Below are 25,278 nucleotides of genomic sequence, written 5' to 3'. Positions count from 1 at the left end.
TTGTTAAAAACCCACATATGCGCCGAAGGCGTACATCAATATAAAGGCGATCAAGTAAAGTTCGTGTAGTAGCTAAATTTAACACGGCCTTGGCTACAAAAGCTCTGGCTATCGCTTTGCGTGAACTTGATGGACGACCTCGGCTATACCATTGCTCTCGGACAAATTCTTCAACACGAAGCATTTCTAGCGTCATTATTACTTTTTGTAATGGCGAAGTTAATGGTCCTAGCTCTTCTTGAAGATTAGGGAAAAGTGACCGTTGAATATTACCCCACCATTGTGATAGAAAGCCTCTGAGATCCGTTGTTGTTTTTTTGTTTTTTTTCATAAATTAATGATCGGCAGCGACGGATCTTTGATGCTTAATTTTGATAATAAAATTCAAAAAATTAGCTCTTTTTATGACTTTTGCAAGTGGCTCCTGAGTGAATTTATTACTTGACTAGCACAAGCTAAACCGAAACTGCCAGTTACCGCTACTAACGTACCATGTATACGGGGCAAATTTGCTATTGCTTCAGAATTTACAAACAATCTTTCTGATTCTGAGGTATCAATTTTTTGCGGTGTCTCTTCAGAAAAAACCGCCATAACTCCCATTTTGCCTTTACGTGGAAATCCATGCTTTTGTCGTAAGCGTTTACGTAATTGTTGTGCTAATGGACAAATATCAGTTGCTGCTAAATCTTTGATACGAATGCGAGTTGGGTCGGTTTTACCTCCTGCCCCCATTGATGACACAACGGGCAATTGAAGTGTACGACAGGTCGCAAGTAAATGAGCCTTAGCACCAAGATCATCAATGCAATCAACGACATAATCAAATGCCGCGCCAGGCCAAGGCGGTTTTAAAAGAATGTCAGCTTGTTTTGAATCATATTTTTTAATTGATGCATCAATACGCGCATACGGATTAATTTTATATAGTCGCTCACGCATAATTGTTGCTTTAGGCTGTCCTACTTTGCTTACAAATGCTTGAAGTTGTCGATTGATATTGCTGTTTACAATTGTATCAAAGTCTACAAGCAGTATATTGCCAATCGCTGAACGTACTAATGCCTCGGCAGCAAAACTACCAACACCTCCAACACCAAATACTATCACACGTGCTTGAGCAAAATTTTTGACCGCTGCTAGGCCGTACAAAGCAATTAAGCGTGAAAATATTTCATGCCATTCTAATGGAAGTTTTTTATCAGGCATCTTAAATTTTCCTTTTTATCATACTTGTCAGATAAGCCAGTTAGCAGATAGTTGACTAGTGCTTATGGCAGATATCGTACTTGCAACTATAAACGCTCGTTATTCACATACCTCACTAGGATTACGTTATTTACGCGCTAATCTTGGTCACTGGCGCGAGCATTCGCAAATTATAGAATTTACCCTTGAAGAACGTCCCAACGATATAGTTGAGTGCATTTTGGCGTTAAAACCACGTATTTTAGGACTTGGAGTATATATTTGGAATGCTCGTATCACTGCTGAACTAATAGGAATATTAAAGCGAATTCGCCCTGAATTATTCATAGTACTTGGTGGCCCTGAAGTAAGTTATGACAGCAAATCGATAGCTATGGTAGCACAAGCTGATCATGTTATTACTGGTGAAGGCGAAGAGAGTTTTGTTGAATTAATTAATGATTATTTTGCTAACAAACAACCTGCAACTAAGATAATTCATGGAAGTTTGCCAGATTTATCGCGCATACAATTACCATATTCTGAGTATAGCGATATCGATATCCAGCAACGTATTATTTATCTTGAAGCTTCACGTGGTTGCTCTTTTGGCTGTGAGTTTTGTCTTTCAGCGCTCAATAGAAAAGTACGTTGGGTGCCACTTGATAATTTGTTTATAGCCATGACAAATTTATGGCAACGGGGATTGCGTCATTTTCGTTTTGTTGATCGCACTTTTAATATTAAACCAGAAATTAGCTATAAAATACTTGAGTTTTTTATTAATAAAATCTGCCCAGAACTTTTTGTACATGTTGAAGTAATTGCTGATCAGCTACCCGAACAACTCTTAAACATTATGGCGCAGTTTCCCAAAGGCACGCTACAGTTAGAGATAGGAGTGCAAAGCTTAAATGACAAAATTGTTGCCCGTGTTGGCCGTAAACAAAAAGCCAATCAGGTAGTTAAAAGCATTACTAAATTACGCAAAAAAACCCAGGCACATTTGCACGCAGATTTAATTATTGGTTTGCCTGGTGAAAATTTACCAAGTATAGCGCAAAGCTTTGATCGCCTTTATGCCACTAATCCTCATGAAATACAGGTAGGTATATTAAAACGTTTACCAGGGGCTTTGATCGCTCGGCATGATACTGATTGGCAAATGGTTTATGCTCAATTGCCACCTTATGAACTATTACAAAATTCATGCTTAGATTTTATGTTAGTGCAACGATTAAAACGTTTTGCTCGCTATTGGGATCTCGTTGCTAATAGTGGTCGCTTTATTACCGCTACAAAAGCATTATGCACCACAGAATCTCCATTTTTCTCATTTTTAGACTTCGCTGAATGGCTCTTTATAAAAATTAAGAAGACACATCAAATCACACCAATGCGATTAGCATCTATGCTAAGTACATATCTTGTTGAAAAACGTGGGATGTCATCTATTGAAGCTCAACAGCTATTTGAGTCGACATCCAATGATAATAATAAAGGTAAATCCGCTAATAATCTTATCAAAAATAAACAACCGAAACGCCAAACACGACATCATCATAACTAGTGGGTGTCTCTAATTCATACCACGTATGTACTGAAAATGGGTGTTTAGGTTACAGGCTCGATAGCTCCTGAATCAGGATTTATACTGACATAGATAGGATTTAACGCTGCAGGCAAACGACCAGTTTCTCCGGGTAACCGGGCGCCTTTTGTATCAGCCATGGGCTCCAACCAAAAACTTACACGTCCTTTGCGAGTAGAATGAGCTGCAATTTGTGGCTGAAGATTGGTTAATAATGACCAGCCGTGAGGATGTAATTGCGCTAAACGCTCATTCATTTCACGTTGGGCTGCATAAAATAGCTGTTGTTCTCTAATTACTTCTTGTCGAGTCGCATCTAATCGCTGCAAATCAAGGCGTTCTTGCTCTATATTCTTCTCTTTATCTAAATCCGCGATTGCTGCATGTAGGTCGTCACTACCATAGGCTAAAACTTGGCGTTGCAGATCGAAGTCAACGTTAGCATCTTTATTTTTTAATAAACTAATACAACAAAAGACTATAGTATCCCAAAGGGCTTGTTTATTAGGGTAGCGCTGCTGCAAATGCCAACCAAGAACTGCTTCTAAACAAGAATCGCTATCTAATGTTATATCTTTTGTCGGTTTAGGTAATTCTATATCGCTATTTCGTTTTTGAGCTGCCTGCGCCCAATTTTTTAAATCGTGGCGCGAAATCAATTGTCTGCCTACAAATTGAGGATAATTTTTTTGTACAAGTGCAAACAATTTTTGCAGTAACTGTAATTGCTCTGGGCTATCGTTGATGATTTGCGCCAATAAGGCTAAATCGTCAGTACAGACAATACCAAGATGCGCAAGCAATATTAAATCTTTTGGATGTGGTGTGGCTTGACCTGGCTTTAAAGGTAGATCAAGTAATTCAGCACGATACATTGCTAACAACAGCGTTGCCGTGGGAATATCTAATAAAGGCGCTAAGATACGGCGCCCGGTAATCAGCATTCCACGCACTAAAAAATCCGCTAAGTTAATAATACCTAATCCCTCTAAAGTTTTGCGTAAACCATCTGGTGCAAATTGCATTAAAGGTAAACTAGCAGCTATTTTTGATCGGCCATCTGCGGGAAATTCTTTAATATATTGATAAGTTGCCACAGATTGTCCAAGTAATGCTTTTTTATCTTTCAAAGGGAGCTTAGCTTTATTGGGTTGTGATGATGAATGTTTAAGCACAGTTACTAAAGCCAATAATTCTTTGCGCACCCGGGCTAAAATTGCGGGATCGATACAGGGCGTAAGCGGTATTAAATTTAATTGTGGCTGAGTTTTAGCTACATCAACGTTAGTTTTAGATGACGATGTAAAATTGGGTTGAGGTTTAATATTTTTTTCAAGCGTTTTTGCGTCGTTAGTCGTTTTGCTCGTTGGCGCATTAGTTGCAGGTGTCTTAATTGAGGGGGAGGGTTTTTCTATTACCTCTGCTTCTAATATTGTTAGGGGTTCTTTGATGTTGCTAACAGTAGTTTCTAATGTTTTTTGGTCAGTCAAAACTGCTGTTTTTTTACCTGTAAAATTTGGTGGTGCTTGATATGATTGATAAGTAACAACATCAGTTTCAGGTATTTCAGTAGGTATTTCAGAGGCAAATAAATTAGCACCAGCTGAAATTTCTTCATTACTATCTATGGGCAAACGAACTGTAGGAGTAGAAGAATCTGGTGCTTTTTTTATTTGTGGCAGATCCCCTTGATCACGAGTTAGCGTTTGCTGCGGTTCTGTTTTAAATTCAGTTTCTCTATCATTTACAAATTCTAAAGTTTTTTCTTGAGTTTGTTCAATAATGGCACGGCGCAACAGATGTTTTATTTCTTCAATACGGCCATAATTGATAGCATCTTTGGCTTCGGGGGATAAAACTAGATTACGTTCTTCTAATAGTTTTTGTAGACGTTCTTTTTCAAGCGGTGACCAAGTATTAAATGAGTCAAATGCATTATCAATAGTTGCCGGGTCAGCCATATATAAGGCGCGAATGGCATAGTCGACTACATTTGCGCTTCCTTGGGTCCCAATATTGCTGCTGCCATCAATTGGGTGCGGGGCACTCATAGTGTTAACTCCATATTAGAGACATCAAATAGCTAAACAAATAACTTGTTGTTAAAACGTACACTAGACTTACGTTTATAGGTTCAGCAATTTTGTTGATAATTTATAGAGAATAAAAAAAACGGCGGGCCTAATAAAATATTTAGGCCCGCCAGAGTACGAATAAATTAAATTATGCAAATAGCTTTAATAACTATTAAACATTAATTAGCTTATGAAGGTTTAGCATCATCATCGATTTTAATGCGCATACCGTAAAATGAACGGTATACAAACACTAACATAATAGCAAAGAAAACGATTGCTAAACCAATGCGAGTTGAACCATCCATTTCAAGAGCTAACTCAGTAGCTAATAAGCCAAAAAGAGTAGTGAACTTGATAATGGGGTTCATAGCCACTGATGAGGTATCTTTGAATGGATCGCCTACAGTGTCACCCACAACAGTTGCAGCATGTAATTCTGTGCCTTTTTCGCCCAAGTCAACTTCAACAAGTTTCTTAGCATTATCCCAAGCAGCACCAGCATTGGCCATGAAAATGGCTTGATAAAGACCAAAAATGGCGATGGAGATTAGATAACCTACAAAGAAATATGGTTCAATTGAAGCAAAGGCTAAGGTGCCAAAGAACACCGATAGAAAGATATTAACTGTACCTTTTTGTGCATACTTAGTGCAAATTGCTACAACCTTTTTAGAGTCTTCGATTGAAGCCTTATCAGTTTCACCACCTAGTTTGATATTACGTTTGATAAATTCAACGGCACGATATGCACCTGTACTAACAGCTTGGATAGAAGCCCCCGAGAACCAGTAAATAACCGCACCACCACAAATTAGGCCTAATAAAAATGTGGGATGTAGCAGAGAAAAGAATTTAGATACTGATTCGATTGCCCCACCTAATTGAGTCAAGCTAGCATCAGCACCCATCCCTGCTGCATTTTTGGCTAGTAGTACGATGATCGAGAATACCAAGGTGGTTGCACCAACTACTGCAGTACCAATTAGAACAGGTTTAGCGGTAGCTTTGAAGGTATTGCCAGCGCCATCATTTTCTTCAAGGAAAAGCTTGCCTTTATCAAAAGCAGGTTTAAAGCCAAACTCTTTTTCGATTTCTTTATCGATCTCAGGAATAGATTCAATCATCGATAATTCGTAAATAGATTGCGCATTATCAGTAACTGGTCCGTAGGAGTCGACAGCGATGGTAACTGGTCCCATACCTAAGAAACCAAAAGCCACAAGACCAAAAGCAAATACTGCTGGGGTGACCATAAAATTACCAAGGCCGGTAGTGCTAACAAAGAAAGCTATAGCCATAAGCCCAGCAATGACTAGACCCATCCAGAACGCACTGAAATTACCTGCTACTAAACCAGAGAGCACATTAAGTGAGGCACCGCCTTCACGAGCGCTGGTGACCACTTCTTGGACATGGCGTGATTTAGTTGAAGTAAAGATTTTCACTACTTCAGGTATAACCGCACCCGCAAGAGTTCCGCAGGTGATGATGGTAGATAATTTCCACCATAAGGTTGGATCGTTGCCAAGATTTGGAATGACCAAATAAGAAACTAAATAAGTCATGCCAATAGAGATAATTGAAGTAAGCCATATTAAAACCGTTAGTGGGGCTTCGTAATTCATCTTATCAGTATTAAGATAACGCCCACGAGCAACGATTTGGTTGATGGTGTAGGAGATGATGCTGGTAATAATCATCATGATGCGCATGACGAAAATCCAGACTAACAATTCGACTCTTAAGCTAGGATCAACAGCAAGTAAAATGAAGGTGATAAGAGCAACGCCTGTTACACCATAAGTTTCAAAACCGTCAGCGGTGGGACCAACTGAGTCACCAGCATTATCACCTGTGCAATCAGCAATAACGCCAGGATTACGAGCATCATCTTCTTTGATATTGAAGATGATTTTCATTAAATCAGAGCCGATATCGGCAATTTTAGTAAAGATACCGCCAGCAATACGCAGAGCTGAAGCGCCAAGCGACTCGCCAATAGCAAAACCGATAAAGCAGGGGCCAGCGTTCTCAGGGAAGAACAGCATGATGGCAAGCATCATCACTAATTCAACTGAGATAAGCAGGGTACCAATGCTCATGCCAGCCATAAGCGGAATGGCAAAAGTTGGATAAGGTTTACCTTTTAACGAGGCAAATGATGCTCGTGAATTCGCAAACGTATTAACGCGAATACCAAACCAAGCAACACCATAGCTACCAGCAATACCAATTAATGAGAACACCACAATGTCAATTACCTGACTGGCTTCAAAATGACGTAACCAGCCAAAATAAATAACGATGATAATGCCAATTAGGATTTCTAAAATTAATAAAAATTTGCCTTGATTGAATAGATAAGTTTTACAAGTCTCATAAATGATTTCTGAGACTTCGCGCATAGACTTGTGTACAGGCAAACGTTTAAGACGCTGGTACACAGTTAATCCAAACAAACCACCCAAGACACAGATAGCCATGCCGATGAGCAGCAATGTATGTGCATTGATACCGCTAATATCGACATCGAGAGAGGGTAATACCAAATCGGCTTCACTTGCAAAGGCCGATGATGCAACGAGGAGCACTGCAAAACTTGCCAGCGCCTCGATGGTTCTGCGACAAACCGACTTCATAATTCCTCCGGACTTTTTAAAAACTTAGGACAATTCCTTTGTATTGCATAATTACGAGGGCGTGATAATCAGGTATGCCCTATGTAGTCAAGGGAACTATTTAAAATGAAAGATTATAACGTTCACAGGCTGATTTGATTACTTCAGTGATCAAATCTTCATATGAAATTCCCATACCTTGAGCCAGAATGACAATATCACTATTTTTTGGGTTAAATCCTGGTAATGGGTCGATTTTTATAAATACAGGAGACGATGTACTACTATCAAGGCGAACCACAACTTTACCAATATCTCGGCACTGGATTGTTCTATAAGCATCTAATGCAATTTTGGCTATTAAATCTAAAAGTTGCTTTGGCTGCTTAGTTGGAACGACGTAGTTTAGCTGTTCAGTATGATTCTGTTTTAAATCCGAGTAATAAATAAATGAGTCAAGTGATACGTGTTTTGGGACAATTTCCATAATACCAATTACATGAGCCTTAGCTTCAGAACCTATGATACCAATTACAAATTCTGGTCCATTACAAAATTCTTCAACAATAACAGGTTGATTGGTTTCTTGATTAATATATTCAAGTTGTTCAACAAGATCTCTCAAGTTAGTAACCTGTAGATGATAACGTTTATCAACAACTAGTTCTTCGTGTAATGGTTTGATCATTAAAGGAAATGTTAAGGTTAAAGCTGACGCTTCTTGCAAAGAATGAATAACGGCATAACGTGATGTTGATACTCCGGCACTATTAATAACCCGCTTGCATATGGCTTTTTCAAAAGCAACTGCAAGAGTAAGCGGATCGCTATGGGTAAAAGGTATTTCTAACATTTCAAGAGCTGCTGGAATATGAGCTTCTCTTGATCTGGTACCGACACCTTTAGCAAAATTGAAAACCAAATCTGATGAATGCTTCATTACCTCGGCAACAAATCCGCGACCACCACCTAATAAACGGGGACGATGACCATGCTTATCGATAACTTCAGCTATTGCTTCTACTGTTTTAAAATTTTCGAATTCTTCAGGAATATTATTAATCAGATCGTTTTTGTTTTTGTTTGTAGAGGGTAAATTGTAGGCAATACCGATTTCCAAAATTGCACCTCTAATTCTTTCTTGGTGCTTTGATGAGTTATTGCTTCATTAACGAATAGCACGATATTACTAATTACTACATTAAAAAAAAGCCAGTAAAGCAAACTATTAACACTAAAATGATAAAGTAAAGTGATGTTTATTTGGCCTCCATTTGAGCTAGTCGTTTCTAATAATGAAGTAGGTCAACGGCTCGATATTTTTTTAACAAATAAACTTAGTGGCTTTTCACGAGAGCGTGTACGTATGCTTCTTCGGCAACATCGTGTTTATGTTGATGGCAAGATAAAGAATTCAAGTATGCGCTTGAATGTAAATATGAAAATAATAATAAAGGGAATACCCCCGGCAAATGCACCTTTACCAATAGCCAACCATGAAATACCTCTTTCTCTAATCTACGAAGATAAACATATATTAGCAGTCAATAAAGAAGCTGGTATGGCTTCATTGCCATTAAGTCCTGATGAGACTGATACCTTGGCTAACGCTTTAATCGCTCGTTACCCTGAACTTTGTGGCATCGGGCATTCAATTCTTGAAGCAGGATTGCTGCATCGACTTGATAATAATACTTCGGGAGTATTACTCGTCGCTCGTAGTTCAGAAGTATTCGCAAAATTGCAGCAACAATTTAGTAATAATACAGTATTAAAAAAATATCTTGCTCTAGTTGATGGCCACCCTCAACAAACGGGGGTAATAAAATTTCCTATCAAACATGATATTACTGATCGACGACGAATGATTGCAGATATAGCAGCAACTCAAAATTGTGATTTAGACAATATCAATAATGCTATTACTCATTTTAAAGTGATTGAATATAAACAACGACATACATTAATTGAGGTTTCTTTACATCAAGGAGTTCGTCATCAAATACGAGTGCACTTAGCTGCTATTGGCCATCCGCTTGCAGGTGATCTCCTTTATGGTGGTTCTAATAGTAAGCAAAACAGACATTTTTTACATGCTAGTGAAATACACTTGCAACATCCGATTACAAGTATTGCATTACATCTTAAGAGTGCTTTGCCTGTTTCATTGGAAAATTGGCTAAAAAAGATATAATCAGTGCGTATTAAATAATCTTAAAGAAAATTATTTATTATCTACATTAACTTAAGAAATTCGATTATAAAGTTCAACTAATAATGCGAAACGTTCAGCAATGTAAGGCTGTAATGCTTGGCTATCCATTCTCCATTGCCAATTTCCAGAAATTACACCTGGAGTATTCATACGAGCTTCATGACCAAGCTGTAGTACATCTTGCATTGGGATAACGGCAAAACGTGCAACTGAGGCAAGGGCCGCACGAATTAAATCCCAAACGATATCATGTCCATCTACACCAAAATAATGCCGAATATGATCACGAGAATGTTCAGATGTTGACTGCCAAAAGCCAAGCGTCGTGTCATTATCGTGAGTGCCAGTATAAACAACCGAGTTTGTTGTATGATTATGAGGAAGATAGAGATTTTTTGCATCTGAGCCAAAGGCAAAATGCAGCACTAACATTCCTGGTAGTCCAAGACTTTTTAAAAATGATCGAACACTGTCGTCTATTTCTCCAAGATCCTCTGCAATAATTGGCAAATCAGGGGCAACCTCGCGTAAAGCAACAAATAATGCTTCGCCAGGCCCTATTAGCCAATCACCTTGACGAGCATCAGGAGATGATTCTGGTATTGCCCAATACGCTGCTAAACCACGAAAATGATCAATACGGACCCAATCTGTAAGTTCTAATGATCTTGCCACTCTCATACGCCACCAAGAGTAGCCATCAGTAGCCATTTTATCCCAACGATATAACGGATTTCCCCAGCGTTGACCTGTATCGCTAAAAGCATCTGGAGGTACACCTGCAACTCTTATGGGTGTGCCTTCTTTATTTAGCTCAAAAAGTTCACGATTTGCCCAAACATCGGCGCTGTCTGCAGCAACATAAATTGGAATGTCACCAACGATCTTAATTCCACGTTCGTTTGCATAACGACGTAGAGATTGCCATTGGTGTTCAAATAGAAATTGTAGTGCCATGGCAGCATCAATGGAATTAGATAATTCTTGGCGTGCTTTTGCCAAAGCTTCTGTTTGACGATCGCGCAAATCTTCAGGCCAATCCCACCATGCGCTTTGATAAATTTGCTTTAAGGCACAAAAAAGCGCCGTGTCTTGTACCCATGCAGAATGATTAACAAAATCACAAAAATTCTTATAAAAATCAGATTTTTGGTCTGCAAGAAACCTTGCTACAGCCTTATCAAGCAGCGGTTGACGTGCACGTCTGATATCGTTGCAATTAGTATTTGCGGCAGTTGGTAAATCAAAAGCGGCAATCTCTGCTGGTTCTAATAAACCTAGCTTAACTAACCCAGCAATATCAATAAGATCGGGGTTTCCGGCCAATGCCGACCAGCTAGAATAGGGCGAACCGTTGTCATCTGTTGGTACTAATGGCAGAATTTGCCATAAAGAGGCTTTTGCTGTAACAAGCCAGTCAATAAAGGCATATGCGCCTTGCCCAAGATCTCCATTTCCATAATCACCTGGGAGAGAGCTAGGATGCAGTAAAATGCCTGCTGCACGAGGCATTTGTCTGTGAAAATTAGCCGCCATTAAAATTTCTCACATTCAAAAGAGTGTAAAAATGCTTCTATAACCTTGACGATAATTCCACAACATTATACCGAATGGACATGGCTAGCTTAAACTTAAACGAAATCCGTCGTATTGAAAAACAATTCACCTCAGGCATCAAATCTGGAAAAGTAGTCGAGGTCTTTCAGGCCAAGGGCTACCGCTTCAGTGAGGCAACATTGCGCAAATATGTGCAATTGGGTTTGTTGCCAAAATCTCGAAGGGTAGGGGTGCGTGGCCGCCACAAGGGATCAAGTGGTCTCTATCCGGTGAGCATAGTAAGGCTCATCAATGAGATCAAAAAAGCCCTTGATAGCGGTGCCACTCTTGAAGACATTCGTTTCGGCTACGTCGCCTTAGCTGGCGAATTAGATGCCTCGCGTCGTACTTGCACAGAAACATTAGAGCATTTTCAAAATGCCATTAAAAAATGTGATGATAGCAAGTTGCGCCAAGCACTTGACAAAGCGCTTAACGCACAACGACGCTCTTTAAAATCAAGTTTTAGCGAACTTGAGAAACTTGCCGTGCGAATCGGGCGGGGTCGCAAATAATGACCGTTAAGCCGTCTGATAGTGCACGGCTGCCACGCCATGTCGCCGCGGCTTCTGCAGGTGCGCCTAAAAAGCCAAAAACAATGTCGCGCCGAGAAATGATGCGGGAGCAGCGACGACGTGAGCGTGCAGGCAATATTGCGGAGATCGTTCAATACGATCGTCCGCAACGCCGATCAGAATGCGTTAATGGTCCAAGACCTTGCTTATTTGTTGCGTGCAAACACCACCTTTATCTTGATGTTAACCCTGAAACAGGTTCGATAAAGGTAAATTTTCCTGATAAAGAACCTTGGGAACTTGATGACACCTGCGCTCTCGATATTGCTGAGAGAGGCGGTGTCACTCTAGAAGAGGTTGGTGAATTATTAAATTTAACTCGTGAACGAGTGCGGCAAGTAGAAGTTGAAGGTTTGCAAAAACTTCGCAATGTTTCTGCTGAGCATGAACTCGATGCCTTTATAGGGTGGGATCCTCATCAAGGCGATTTTGATCCTTAAATGCAGCAAAATAAATCAATAACACAAGGATTGGCTACAATTGCAATCCATTCGCTCATTTGGCTTTTTCCGCTTTATGTATTAATTCCTCGTTTTAAATTATGGGGTCCTATAGGTACTGATGATTTAATTCCAACAGCAGTAGTATGTCTTTGTGCAGTAGCAATTTTATTAAATATTCGTCCATCTTCTGCAATTGGGTTTATTGGTGTAAGCAAAGAATTCTTGCAGCGTATACTGACTCATCTTATTTCGACCCCTGCTTTGCTTGGGCTTGTTTTAGTAATAATTATCGCTTCATTCACAACAGTTATTCAGGCCGCATCATTAAACGCCGCAATTTATGGAATCCTTCGTGTAACCATTAGATTTTCACTTTATGGAGTTTTGCTGCTTTCCGGACGCTTTTTGCTAAATGCTAAGCAAAGACGGCAGCTAATTATATTTTTGATAGCATTAGCATTTATTGAAGGTCTATTTGGCCTTGTTTCTTATATTTTTCGCATTCATGGGCCCTGGCAAACAGGAATGTTGGCTTATCCTGAAAAATTAATTCCTGAAGATGGCCGCATCAGGGTTCAAGGAACGTTTGGCGGTGAAGTTCCGCTTGGTGAAAGTTTTCTTAATCGCGCAAATTTTTATTCTGCTTATCTAGTAATTGCTCTTATGGCACTGACTAGTTTTTGGGCCGAACGCCGTCGACTCTGGTTGGTTTTAATTACAGCTTTATGTATCACCAGCGGTATTTTGGTCTCTTATTCACGTATGAGTTTAGCTGCGGCAGTAGTTGGTTTTTTCTTAGCCGCTTTACTAACCAAACGTTGGATTAGCGCTACGATAACTGCAATTATGGTTATCTTGGCTTTTACAGCCTGGAGTCCATTGCGTGAGCGGTTTTTAGAATTCGATACTGACCGCATAGGTCAATGGATGATTGCTCTGCGAGTTATTGCTTCTAATTTTTGGTTGGGTACGGGTGATGGGAATTATTTAAATTCAGCTATGCAGGTTGCCCAAGGAATAAACGTGCCATTAGTGCGTACTCCCCATAACTCTATACTATATGCTACCGCTACATATGGTATCTTTGCTGGTGGTGCACTTATATCACTATATATTTTATTATTAGTAGAAGCAGTACGTAGAGTACGGCACTATGTAACGCCACTATCTATTACGCGCTTAACTTTAGTAGCGGCTTTTATTGTTCACGACCTAACTAATAATCTTTTTTTTATCCCCGAGGTTGCATTGATGTTTTGGGCTATATATGCAGCTACCGAGGAGTTATCAGCTAATGAAACTGTCGGTAATAATAGTTAGCTATAACGTTTGCGATCAACTTGTGCGATGTTTATCTGCACTTGGTGATGAAAATGAAATAATAATTGTCGATAACGCTTCGTCTGATAACTCTGTAGACACGATACGATCGCGATTTCCTTTTGTACGTCTTATTGCTTGGCCAAAAAATCGTGGTTTTTCAGCGGCGGTAAATTGTGGGGTAAGAGAAGCAAGTGGAGATCTAATATTATTACTTAACCCCGACACAATATTACAAACCGAGCAATTAAAAAAAATGCCTGAAGCATTCATTAAAGATGAGGATGCTGTTGCTATTGGCTTTCGTCAAATCGATGATGACGGAAATTATCAATTAACCATTGGGCCTCCGCCAAGTTTGCTTTTAGAAATAATGCGTTGTTTAGTGCAAAGACGTCTTGATGCAGGCAAACATCGTATAGGCAGATTTATTGATAATATGCTAAACCATCCAAGAATTGTTCCGTGGGTAGCTGCCTCAGTTTTATTAGTGAAACGTCAAGCTTTTGAACAAATAAATGGATTTGATGAAGGCTTTTTCCTTTATTTTGAAGATATAGATTTCTGTCTGCGTCTTCGAGCAAATGGTGGGAAAGTGTATTATGATCCAACTATTACAGTCATTCATACAAGAGGTGCTAGCGCAAAAAGCACTAAAAAATTAGCGAAGAAAGCTTATAGAGAAAGTCAAATCTATTACTGGCGCAAATATAAAGGGGCTCTTTTTTATTATCTTATTAAAGCATACCAACGTGTTTTTCGTCTTGTATGATTTATTTAAATAAGGACTTAATATTTTATTTATGATGCGAATTCTGAATGTTATCGCTTCAGGTGCTATTGGCGGTGGTTCTACACATTTATTAAAACTTTTGCCTGTATTAGCACGCCAAGGGGTAAATATAAGAGTCTTAGTCGGTTCTGATGGACCTCTAACTGAATTACTACGAAATCATGGTATTGAAACTGAATATGTTAATTTAATGCGTAGCCGTATTGACCCTTGGGCCCCTTTTAATTTGGCGAGGCAAATTAAGAAAAATAATACGGATATTGTTCATTACCATGGGACAAGAGCAGCTTTTTTTGGTGCGTTAGCTCGTCCGCTAATGCCAAAAATACCATCGATATATACAGTACATGGTCTTTCGTATAGCCAACGACATAAGGGAATAAAAAGAAAATTAGCACTACTAGCCGAGCGTATTTGTTGTGCTAATGTTGATGAGATTATTTCTGTTTCAAAACATGATCGCGATGATTTAGTCAGGCGTGGTTTTATCTTAAATAATCACGCTACTACTATTGCAAACCCAGTAGAAGTAAAAAGCTTTACGGCAGATTCTCGTCAAAAAATTAGAGCTAAAATTGGAATTGCACCAGATGAATTTGTTGTAGTAACCGTGGCACGATTAGTCGAACAAAAAGGATTAGATATTCTTATTAGAGCTATATCGAAATGCAATAGCTTAATGAAATGTATTATTATTGGAGATGGTCCACTACGCTCTAAACTTATAGAACAAGCAACAGCCGAAAATATAAATATTATATTTATGGGTGAAAGAAATGATGTAGATAAGCTATGGCCTGCTTTTGACTTATTTGTTCTTAGCTCGCGTTGGGAAGGGGAGCCAATAGCACTATTGGAAGCAATGGCAGCAGGTATTCCTTGTATCTGCACAGCCACCGCAGGAGCAAAATCAGCACTTGGAGATCAAAGTCAAATAGTACCAATTGATGATTACATTTCTTTAGCGGCATATATTGATAAAGTAGCATGTCTTACTTTCGCGCTTCGCAAATTAATGGGAAATAAGCTGCAAGAACGTATAAAAAATCGTAGCCCAGAAAAAATTGCCGCAAAAATGCTTGAAATTTATAAAAAAGTTAAAAACTAGTTTCCACTCGGCGGCTAGCTTCGCTCCTAACTCCTTGTTTCTTAAGAGTATTGAATGTAACATAGCAACGCACTAAGTATGCATTTGTTGGAAAATCTCTTAATAGAGTGTCCGATGTGGTTGAAAGTATGCATATCTCTATCTCAGAGATTGAGTTTGTAACAATTGTGTGATATCTAAAACACCACATAATTATTATTACAGATTATTGAAGCTATTTAAAAAGAATAAATAACGCATTCAATACGTTGTATATACAGCTATCTAATCTTATGTTTATCAGCAAATAGGAAGCGTACATGTTACGGAGGAATCATCGCTTTTTTCAATCGATTCAGGTGCTCCGCGATGTAATACTCGTAGGAGTTTCTTTTTATTTAGCTTTTAACATTCGTTTTTCTTTTCCGGTTCATTTTCCTTACGAAAGTATCTCCGACCCTAAAGAAACAGCGGCTATTTTTATTATGCTGATTGCAGTATGGCCTGCTATGGGTTGGGCAAATGGGCTGTATATTAGTCGTCGTTCACAAAGTATTGCATCAGAATTATTCGATGTTGTGCGAGTTACTGCTCTAGCATTTTTAGTACTTGTAACCATTACTTATTTTGTTCGCGATGTTCGTTATTCACGCGCCACACTTATACTATGGGCAATATTTTCGGTATGTTTCGTTTCGACAGCGCGTATGGGCTTTCGCTGGTTATTACAAAAATTACGTTCTCGGGGATATAACTTACGTCATGTTGTAATTGTTGGCGGCGGTGCTTTAGCGCAACGTGTTTTAGAAACTATTCGCGAACATGATACATTAGGTCTAAGAGTTATTGGCATAGCTGTCAGTAATAATGAAGAAAATCTGGTCGGCAAGCTTATTTTTGGTACCAAAGTAATTGGTACCATAGATACTATTTCTTCTTTACTCGAACAGCATAATATTGATCAGGTTATTGTTGCCTTACCAGTTGATAAACTTGGTGCGCTTAAAGGTATCATGGCGGTACTTTCTCAAGAGACCGTTGATGTGCGCTTAGTACCTGATTTTTATCAATATATGACTCTCTGTGGCAGCATCGAAGAATTAAATGGCATGCCTATTATTAATCTGCAATCAACCCCTTTGGCAGGTTGGAATTTATTAACCAAACGTGGTTTTGATATTTTTACTTCAAGTGTAGCCTTATTATTTTCGTTGCCGGCTATCGCTATTTCTGCCGCTTTAATTAAGTTTACCAGTCATGGACCAGTATTTTTTAAGCAGTTACGAGTTGGTATGGATGGCCGTATCTTCACTATGTTCAAGCTCCGTACCATGAGCCTTGATGCAGAAAACAATGGCGCACGTATGACTGAACCAGGAGATCCTCGTTGCACTACTTTAGGCGCATTTTTGAGACGTTTTTCGATTGATGAGCTGCCACAACTTTTTAATGTATTGCGTGGTGATATGAGCTTAGTAGGGCCACGTCCAGAGCAACCAGCATTTATTGATGAGTTTAAACGCCAAGTACCTCGCTATGCTCTAAGACATAAAATAAAAGCAGGTATGACTGGTTGGGCACAAATCAATGGTATGCGTGGACAAACTTGTATGAAGAAACGTATAGAACTTGATCTTTATTATATTGAAAACTGGTCAATACTATTAGATCTAAAGATCTTACTGCGTACCATATTCGGTGGTTTCTTATCACCAAACGCCTATTAGTTTTTAGATTACAGTATAGTGTGACTTGTACCTTACTCTATTGGTCTGCTACAGCAATTCTTTAAACAATACTAACCAAAAGCAAAGTATATAAGCCATTATACGAGTGTTTTCATGGACAACACTATAATACCATTTCTCGATTTATCACGACATCATCGACCGCTAGAGTCAGAGCTAAGTGATGTATTTTTACAACATTTACGCACAGGGACGTTTATTGGTGGTGGGGCGGTTAGTGATTTCGAGAAGGCTTTTGCAGAATTTTGTAAAGTTAGAAATTGTGTTGGTGTAGCTAATGGTACTGATGCCCTAATGTTGGCTTTGCGTGTTTTAGGTATTGGTACCAACGATGTTGTATTATTACCAGCTCATAGTTTTATTGCTACTGCTGAAGCTGTATCAATGTTAGGCGCAATTCCACGTTTTGTTGATATCGACCCAGAAACATACAACATTTCTGCTGCTGATCTTACGCAAACAGACACAACTGGGGTAAAAGCAATTGTTCCAGTGCACTTATATGGTCAGCCTGCTGATATGGAGAAAATTATTGTTTTTGCTAAGAGGTATAAATTAGCAGTAGTTGAAGATTGCGCTCAATCTCATGGGGCCACAATAAACCAACGACCTATTGGGAGTTTTGGTGATCTCGCCGGTTTTTCTTTTTATCCAGGCAAAAATTTAGGGGCCTTTGGTGATGCTGGTGCTGTTGTTGGTAACGATGATAAATTATTACAACAAATTCGTTGTATCGCTAATCATGGTAGGGGTTCTCATACTGACCATATAGTGGCAGGAGTAAATAGTCGTCTTGATGCAATTCAAGCAGCCATTCTAACAGTAAAGTTAAAAAAATTATCTTTAAATAATACTAAGCGCGCCAAAGTAGCGTCGTGGTATAACGAACGCTTCGCGGGCATTGATGCAATTGTCACTCCCAAAGTTCAGCACAACTTCACTCACGTTTATCATTTATATGTCGTTTTAGTTCCTGAACGAGATCGCTTACGTGAACACTTAAATACATTAGGAATTCAAACTGGTATTCATTATGCGGCACCCATGCATGTTCAGCCGGCTTATAAATATCTTGGTTATGGGCCAGGCTCTTTTCCAACTGCTGAACATGTAACAGCAAATTGTGTAAGTCTACCTATGTTTGCTGAACTAACTGAGAAGGAAGTTGATCAAATCACCAAAGCAGTAATCGCCTTTATTAAAGCAGGAGCATAAAGTGGCAAAAATCGGAATAGTTGGGTTGGGATATTGGGGTCCGAATTTGCTGCGTAACTTTTATGGGCAACCACTATGCTCAAAACTTTGGGCATGTGATAGTGATCCAAAACGAATAGCTCACATGCAGACTCGTTTTCCAGGAGTCACGTTTGTTACAAGCTATGATGAGTTGTTGCAAAGTGATATCGATGGTGTTGCTATAGCAACGCCTGTTAACACTCATTATCCTTTAGCTAAACAAGCCTTAAATGCTAACAAACATGTATTTATCGAGAAACCTTTAGCCGCTTCAGTAGAAAAGGCTAGGGATCTTGTTAGTCATGCTGCAACTAATAAACTGACGATTATGGTAGGTCATACGTTCGAGTATTCACCTCCGGTAATAAAAATAAAAGAATTAATTGAACGAGGTGAATTAGGACGTATTTTTTTCATTTCTAGCATGCGAGTTAATTTAGGCCTGCATCAACGTGACGTTTCGGTAATTTGGGATTTAGCGCCACATGATTTATCAATGCTATTTTCTTGGTTAAAAGAAAAACCTAAAACCGTTTCTGCAACCGGTGCAGCATTTGTACAGCAAGGAATATTCGATGTGGCATTTATATCAGCAGTATTCCCCTCTGGTTGTATTGCTCACCTTGAAGTCAGCTGGTTAGCTCCATCAAAGCTTCGTCGTACTGCTATTGTGGGTGATAAAAAAATGTTGGTCTATGATGACACTGAAACTGTCGAAAAAGTTAAAATTTTTGACCGCGGGGTTAATTTTAAATCGCCAGAAAGTTTTGGTGAGTTTCATTTATCTTACCGAACGGGTGATATTTGGAGCCCGAAATTAGATCAAACTGAACCTTTAGCCTTAGAAACTTTAGATTTTTTATTGGCTATTGATAAGGGCAAAATACCTCGTGCCGATGGTCATGCTGGTCTTAGAGTGGTTGAAGCTTTAGCTGCGGCTCAAAAAAGTCTCGAGCAGGGAGGGGTGCCTATTGCCCTTGATTTATAAAAAGAGTGCATATGCTCCTTTTTGTTTATAAGTGAAGGAAGTTAAGCTCTATGCAGGATAGAGGTCTTGCAGAACATAAACTTGCGTTATTTTTGCTAGATATGGCGGTCTTTTTTGGCGCTCTTAATCTAGCAATTTACTTAAGATATTCTGCAAATTTGCCATTTGCCAAAGGCGGACCAGCGCCTTGGCAAGATATTTTTATTGCTTATCCTTTTGTTGCATTGATTTGGATAATCGCTGGTGCCTTCGTCGGTAGTTATAGAATTTTTCAAAGTCCTATCGAGGAAATAAGTGCCGTATTTAAAGCAACCTTGCTGACTTTTCTAGCCGTGTTATCTGCAACCTTCTTTTATCGCGGTTTCTCATATTCACGTGGTATGATAGTCTTTTTTATCCCTTTAGTTTTAATTTTAGTTTCAATTGAACGATTATGTTTTAGAGTTATTAGACACCGAGTATTAATCCGTTTTGGTGGACAATCACGTGTTGCAATTTTAGGTCGTAGTAAAACAGATGCTGCCTTAATTACTGCTCTTTTAGAAGACAAAGAATATTATCGAGTAGTGGGCAGGATAGAACTATCTGTAAATAAACAAGAAAATAAAAATGATAGTAAACAGGGGACATCGATTACTACTAGTGACAATGACCTAACCACCATTGGTTTTTCAGATGAGTTGGAACAGTTATGCGCTAGTGGTTCTTTTGACTCATTAATAATTGTTGAACACCAACCTTCTGAAAACATTATACTCGAATCAATTGAGGCCTGCCTAGGTCATCAAATTGCTTGGAGTATGATCCCAAGTGTTCATGAGTTACTGATTGATCGGGCACGAATAACATTAATAGACGGCATTCCTTTAATCGGTATGCGTGGTACCAATATTGTTGGCTTTAATTGGGCGGCAAAACGTATTATTGATATTGTTGTTTCATTAATAATACTTCTGTTATCATCACCACTTTTAATTGCTGTTGCTATTGCAATTCGCCTTTCGTCTCCTGGACCTATTTTATATGTACAACAGCGAGTTGGATATCGCGGACGATTATTTTCGTTTTATAAATTTAGATCTATGCACATTGGTAATGATGATAAAATTCATCGTGAATACACACGAAAATGGATCACTGAAAACAAAGCTCATAGCAATCAAAGAGGAAATCAAACCTTTAAAATTGTAAATGACCCACGTATTTTTTGGGTAGGAAAATTTATTCGTAAATTTTCTATTGATGAGTTGCCTCAGCTAATTAACGTTCTGCGCGGAGAAATGAGCATAATCGGGCCACGTCCTGCGCTACCTTATGAAGTTGAAGTCTATCGCCAATGGCATCGTCGTCGATTTGAAGCTCCACCTGGAATTACTGGTCTTTGGCAGGTTTCTGGTCGTAATCGACTATCGTTTGAAGAAATGGTCAAGCTTGATATTGAGTATCTTGAAAATTGGTCGTTGCTTTTAGATATTCAAATACTATTACGCACGGCTCGAGTTATACTGATTGATAAGGCTTATTAATATGTCGTCTTTAAGCCCAGTTTGGTTAGTTGTTGACTCTCAAAATATTCGGCGAAATCGGCCTCCATGGGCACAAACAGTTGATTTCCATGAGGCTATTGATATTGCAGAAAAAGCCATAAACTTAGGAAAAATAGTGGTGTTTCCTACTGAGACATTCTATGGCCTCGCAGTTGATGCCAGCAATACAGATGCAATTGAGCGTTTAGTTATTAACAAGGGTCGCGAAGCAGCTAAAGCTTTAGCTCTTATAGCTGGCACAAATGAGCAAGTAGAACGCTGGGCTGAGATACCGCATACTTTAGCGCTCTTAGCAAAAAAATATTGGCCAGGGCCATTAACTTTAGCTTTGCCTCCAAAGCAAGATTTACCAACAGCTTTGTATTCACAGAATGGCACTATTGGTATGCGCATATCAAGCCATCCTTTTGCTCAGCAATTAGCTATTAAAACAGGTATTATTACTGCAACTAGCGCCAATATTACTGGTGAAGCCCCGATAAAAGATGCAAGCGATTTATCTCCTATATTGTCAAATACAGTAGATATTGTAATTGATATGGGCATATGTTTTGGTGGCGAGCCATCTACGGTAGTAGGGCTAAATGATAAGGGAAGTATTATAGTTTTTCGCGAAGGAGCGATCTCTCGCAGTGATTTAAAAGAAGTGGTTGGTTATTATCCTCATTTGGCATCACGTCGTAACGGATGAAAACTACTAGAGATACTTTATGGAATGGAGATCTTCTATTTGAGCAACCAGCGCGTGGTTATGGCTATCGTTTTAATCTAGACCCAATTTTATTGTCAGGTTTTGTCAGCCCTGCTGTTCAGGTTGTCGATTTAGGAGCAGGTATAGGTATTATTGGGATTCTTTTGCTAGCCATGGGCAAAGCAAAGCAAGTCACCGCAGTTGAAATCCAAACATCGCTTGCGCAATTGGCGGATAAAAACATTCAAAATAATGGTTATACAAATCGAATGAAGATAATAAACGATGATTTGCGCCAAGTTGAAATTTCTCACGCTGATCTTGTTGTTTTCAATCCACCATATTTTCGCAATAATGAAGGCCATGGTGCTAGTGAATATAGTCGTGATATAGCCCGCCATGAACGAAATGGGACTTTAGCTGATTTTGTTGCTAAAGCGATTAAACTAGCAACCAGACCTAAAAACACTCATGCGGTACATTCAATAATCGGAAGGGTGGGGGCTATAATACCAGTACGCAGAGGCGAAGAGTTAGAAAAACTTCTTATCAGCAATAAACATATCACTATTTTACGACGACGTTTTGTACAACCTCGCGAACAATCGGCTGCTAAATATTTGCTTATCGAAGCTTCATATCAAGAACACAATGAAATCTACAAAAATAATACCCTAACTGAAAATCCATTAATTGTTCACAAAGATGATGGGCGTTCTTATACTGATGAAGTCTGTGAATTATTGCGAGATTGGTGAGATTAAAATTTCTAATCAAGTAAATGTAATATTTCATCTACCGTAATATGTTTTGCGTTAACGCCATCACTAGATAAAAGTTTAGCAGCCAAGTCATCTTTACGACCAGCCATTTTAACTACTCGCTCTTCAATTGAGTTAGTGGTGACAAGTTTATAGACAGTAACCTTTTGTTTCTGCCCTAAACGATGAGTACGATCAGTCGCTTGACGCTCAACCGCAGGATTCCACCAAGGGTCATAATGCATGACCGTATCTGCACGAGTGAGAGTAACACCAGTACCACCAGCTTTTAAACTAACAACAATTACTGGTGGGCCTGCAGGATCTTGAAAGGCACTAACAACACGCGCTCGATCACGTGTTCCACCATGCAGCCATAAGGGCTCTACGCCAAGTTTACGAATAACAGCAATAAGACGTTTTTGCATTTCAACAAATTGGCTAAATACAACCACACGACGAGAGCTTTCTAAAGCTTCACGCATAAGCTCAGTAAACAAAGATAATTTAGCTGATTCTGGGGTTTTTATACCTTCTGGTACTGGTAGTAGAGCAGGTTCACAGCAAATCTGACGCAAACGTGTTAAAGCCGCCAAAATACTCATGTGCGCACGCTCAATACCGACACTGGCAATTTTTTGTTTTACACTAGTGCGTAGCTCTCCAGCCATGTGGTCATAAAGGGCTCTTTGAGCGGGCAACATTTCACAATGCACAATAGACTCGATTTTTGGTGGCAGTTCTTTGGCAACTTCGCTTTTCAATCGCCTTAGTACAAAAGGTTGCACTCTTGCCGATAACATTATTAGTGCATGGTCTTCACCACGTTCAATGGGCCGAGCAAAACGTTTGCGAAATGAATGCAACGAACCTAAAAATCCAGGAGCCAAAAAGTCAAAAGCTGACCATAACTCTTCGGGTCGATTTTCAATAGGGGTACCGGTCAAAGCCAAACGTCGTTCGCTTTTAAGCCGTCGTACCGCTTTGGCATTTTGAGTGGCAGCATTTTTAGCACTTTGCGCTTCATCAAGAATAACATATCGAAAACTGCACTCTGCAAAGCGTTCAATATCACGACGTAAAACACCGTAGCTAGTAACAACTAAATCACTATTTTTTAAAGAAAGATCACGACGCTCTTCCGGGCTACCATGCCAAATAAGTACTTTCAGGTTTGGAGTAAAACGTAATGCTTCATCACTCCAAACAGGCAATACCGAAGTCGGTGCCACTACTAATGAAGGCATTGGACCGGTGTTATCACGTACAAGTTGCAATAAAGCTAAAGCTTGCAGCGTTTTACCTAAACCCATATCATCAGCTAAAATGCCGGTTAGGCAATAGCGATGCAGCATCATCAGCCAATCTAGACCGCGATGCTGATAATCACGTAAAATTTTTGTGAGTTGTAAAGGAGGTTCTACTTGACGAGGAGCACTGTGTCCCATTACTTCGTCCATCCAGGCTTTTGTATTAGCATCGACAGCAGCTAAAGTACCGCTTTCTCCCAGCAATCGAATTAAACCAATGCATAAAGGACTAACAAGAATGCGGTTACTATCTGCACCAAGCTCACCAAGTACCCGCAGACCACGGCGTATTTTCTCATTCGGCGCGATAAAAGAACCATCTGCTAAACGAATATACTTGGTATCTTTTGCTAACCATTTTAGTAGATCTTGCATATCGATAAGAGTTTGTAATTGAGTATCGTCGTCTTGTTCGCCAAATTTTAAATCTACATTAAGTTCCAACAATCCACGATCTGCAATCAATTCAACACGGTTATTTAATTGCAAATTATGATGAAATCGTGGTGCGCTACCACTTATGGTAATGGTCCAGCTTGCAGGTAAAGCACCGCTTTGTATATCAAGCGCACGTAAAGCTGCTTCACCACGAGCAATGAAACGACCTCGATTGGCATCATAACGAAATCCTGCATGGCGTGCTTGTTCTCGTGCTACATGTTCGGCTTCAAGATCACGTTCAATTAGTCCGCAATCTTGGCCTTCTTGCGCCATCATATAAATTTCGCGATGACTAGCAGTGGTTATTGGCGCCAAATCTCCAGCATACTGGGCATGTAAGACCAACTCAGTTTCAATACTGCCTTTTTGTTCAAACGGATAAAGGCTGGCGACTATACGATCAGGTGGTGCTCGCCTTACGGCAAGGGACTGTAAATCACCTGGGGGTACTCCGATTCGTGATAAAGAATGAACTAATTCATCACGCTGTGCTGGTCCTAACGCATTCTTATACTCGTGTATTGGCTGACGACTCCAAGCGGTAAGATCCCATGGGGCTCCTGATGTAATGGGGTTCAATTTGCCATTAGCCATTAAAAAAGCTTGAGCTCCTGCGAGCAATCGATTGCCCTCTAGATTAATGCGTTCGCCTCGCCGATCTTGAAAATACATTGCTATGCGCAAGCCATTTGCTAATGAGGTAGTCACTTCGATACGTGGGGTTAATTCTCGGTCTTCAATCTTTAATGGTTCGCTATCAAACAGCGTTTCTCTATGTGCCAATAAAGGCAATATTCGAGCTAATTGAGTATCAGAAATTTGACCAAATATTGAAGAGCTGAATAATTCGTGAGCTATGGTTTGGTCGATAGGATGCAGACGTTTAATCATCCTTTTTAATTCGCTTTCGGTTAGACGATCACTAGCTATATTCAAACTTGCTTTGACTAATATTGTCTGCGCCTTACCGGTGAATTCAAGTTGATAAGTTAAGCGAATAGGGGATTCGTGGGTTAATGTGCTACCTGTCATACTCATCCTAACACGCTGAT

The 25,278-nt window shown here is 39.5% G+C and carries 20 protein-coding genes; 13 read left to right on the top strand and 7 right to left on the bottom strand.

Features of this window, described 5'->3' with window-relative positions:
- Together JW841_08875 and JW841_08870 are read right to left on the bottom strand one after the other, a co-directional pair.
- Positions 1-331 (bottom strand): IS5/IS1182 family transposase (locus JW841_08875; GenBank protein MBN1961048.1); only part of this gene is annotated, 331 nt, incomplete at its 3' end.
- Between the two features lie 71 nt (positions 332-402).
- Complete coding sequence (locus tag JW841_08870) at positions 403-1,209, bottom strand: tRNA threonylcarbamoyladenosine dehydratase (GenBank protein ID MBN1961047.1); 807 nt, start codon at positions 1,207-1,209, stop codon at positions 403-405.
- Between the two features lie 64 nt (positions 1,210-1,273).
- Here JW841_08870 and JW841_08865 point away from each other — a divergent pair, with 64 nt between their 5' ends.
- Positions 1,274-2,758: a DUF4080 domain-containing protein gene (locus tag JW841_08865; protein MBN1961046.1), complete on the top strand. Its 1,485-nt coding sequence runs from the start codon at positions 1,274-1,276 to the stop codon at positions 2,756-2,758.
- Positions 2,759-2,802: 44 nt separating this feature from the next.
- On the opposite strand, the gene JW841_08860 is transcribed toward JW841_08865, so the two are convergent.
- The 3 genes from JW841_08860 to JW841_08850 form a co-directional block, all read right to left on the bottom strand.
- Complete coding sequence (locus tag JW841_08860; protein MBN1961045.1) at positions 2,803-4,830, bottom strand: hypothetical protein; 2,028 nt, start codon at positions 4,828-4,830, stop codon at positions 2,803-2,805.
- Between the two features lie 212 nt (positions 4,831-5,042).
- Entirely contained in the window at positions 5,043-7,496 is a 2,454-nt protein-coding gene (locus tag JW841_08855) for a sodium-translocating pyrophosphatase (GenBank protein ID MBN1961044.1), read from the bottom strand.
- A gap of 100 nt (positions 7,497-7,596) precedes the next feature.
- Positions 7,597-8,595, bottom strand: coding sequence for a hypothetical protein (locus tag JW841_08850; protein MBN1961043.1), 999 nt, complete (start codon positions 8,593-8,595; stop codon positions 7,597-7,599).
- Between the two features lie 135 nt (positions 8,596-8,730).
- On the opposite strand from JW841_08850, the gene JW841_08845 reads away from it, so the two are divergent.
- Positions 8,731-9,669, top strand: a complete 939-nt coding sequence (locus JW841_08845) for an RluA family pseudouridine synthase (GenBank protein MBN1961042.1) — start codon at positions 8,731-8,733, stop codon at positions 9,667-9,669.
- Positions 9,670-9,720: 51 nt separating this feature from the next.
- Here JW841_08845 and malQ read toward each other — a convergent pair whose 3' ends face one another.
- On the bottom strand, positions 9,721-11,226 hold the full coding sequence (gene malQ / locus JW841_08840; GenBank protein ID MBN1961041.1) for a 4-alpha-glucanotransferase: 1,506 nt from the start codon (positions 11,224-11,226) through the stop codon (positions 9,721-9,723).
- A gap of 80 nt (positions 11,227-11,306) precedes the next feature.
- On the opposite strand from malQ, the gene JW841_08835 reads away from it, so the two are divergent.
- The 11 genes from JW841_08835 (at position 11,307) to JW841_08785 (ending at position 22,472) form a co-directional block, all read left to right on the top strand.
- Positions 11,307-11,801: a MerR family transcriptional regulator gene (locus tag JW841_08835; protein ID MBN1961040.1), complete on the top strand. Its 495-nt coding sequence runs from the start codon at positions 11,307-11,309 to the stop codon at positions 11,799-11,801.
- An 83-nt stretch (positions 11,802-11,884) separates the two neighbouring features.
- Positions 11,885-12,301, top strand: a complete 417-nt coding sequence (locus tag JW841_08830; protein MBN1961039.1) for a DNA-binding protein — start codon at positions 11,885-11,887, stop codon at positions 12,299-12,301.
- The gene (locus JW841_08825) at positions 12,302-13,624 is read left to right on the top strand and encodes a hypothetical protein (GenBank protein ID MBN1961038.1); all 1,323 of its coding nucleotides are present in this window, start codon (positions 12,302-12,304) and stop codon (positions 13,622-13,624) included.
- On the top strand, positions 13,599-14,396 hold the full coding sequence (locus JW841_08820; protein ID MBN1961037.1) for a glycosyltransferase family 2 protein: 798 nt from the start codon (positions 13,599-13,601) through the stop codon (positions 14,394-14,396). Before JW841_08825 ends, JW841_08820 begins: the two co-directional genes overlap by 26 nt.
- Positions 14,397-14,427: 31 nt before the next feature.
- Entirely contained in the window at positions 14,428-15,525 is a 1,098-nt protein-coding gene (locus JW841_08815; GenBank protein MBN1961036.1) for a glycosyltransferase, read from the top strand.
- 299 nt (positions 15,526-15,824) lie between these two features.
- Positions 15,825-17,231: an undecaprenyl-phosphate glucose phosphotransferase gene (locus tag JW841_08810; protein ID MBN1961035.1), complete on the top strand. Its 1,407-nt coding sequence runs from the start codon at positions 15,825-15,827 to the stop codon at positions 17,229-17,231.
- Between the two features lie 114 nt (positions 17,232-17,345).
- Positions 17,346-18,467 carry a DegT/DnrJ/EryC1/StrS family aminotransferase gene (locus JW841_08805; protein ID MBN1961034.1) on the top strand — a complete coding sequence of 374 codons (1,122 nt, stop codon included), beginning with the start codon at positions 17,346-17,348 and terminating at the stop codon, positions 18,465-18,467.
- Between the two features lies 1 nt (position 18,468).
- Positions 18,469-19,476, top strand: a complete 1,008-nt coding sequence (locus JW841_08800; GenBank protein MBN1961033.1) for a Gfo/Idh/MocA family oxidoreductase — start codon at positions 18,469-18,471, stop codon at positions 19,474-19,476.
- Positions 19,477-19,577: 101 nt separating this feature from the next.
- A complete protein-coding gene (locus JW841_08795) occupies positions 19,578-21,002 on the top strand; it encodes a sugar transferase (protein ID MBN1961032.1) in 1,425 nt (474 codons plus the stop codon).
- Between the two features lies 1 nt (position 21,003).
- On the top strand, positions 21,004-21,714 hold the full coding sequence (locus JW841_08790) for a threonylcarbamoyl-AMP synthase (GenBank protein ID MBN1961031.1): 711 nt from the start codon (positions 21,004-21,006) through the stop codon (positions 21,712-21,714).
- Positions 21,711-22,472, top strand: coding sequence for a methyltransferase (locus JW841_08785; protein MBN1961030.1), 762 nt, complete (start codon positions 21,711-21,713; stop codon positions 22,470-22,472). The genes JW841_08790 and JW841_08785 overlap by 4 nt, the downstream gene beginning before the upstream one ends.
- A gap of 11 nt (positions 22,473-22,483) precedes the next feature.
- Here the strand turns inward: JW841_08785 and JW841_08780 are convergent, their stop codons facing one another.
- The gene (locus JW841_08780; protein MBN1961029.1) at positions 22,484-25,258 is read right to left on the bottom strand and encodes a DEAD/DEAH box helicase; all 2,775 of its coding nucleotides are present in this window, start codon (positions 25,256-25,258) and stop codon (positions 22,484-22,486) included.
- Between the last annotated feature and the right edge of the window lie 20 nt (positions 25,259-25,278).

This window comes from Deltaproteobacteria bacterium (assembly GCA_016931625.1).
Taxonomy (GTDB): domain Bacteria; phylum Myxococcota; class XYA12-FULL-58-9; order XYA12-FULL-58-9; family JAFGEK01; genus JAFGEK01.
Note: the sequence above shows the minus strand (reverse complement) of the source record. Positions and strands in the feature narration are given on the sequence as shown.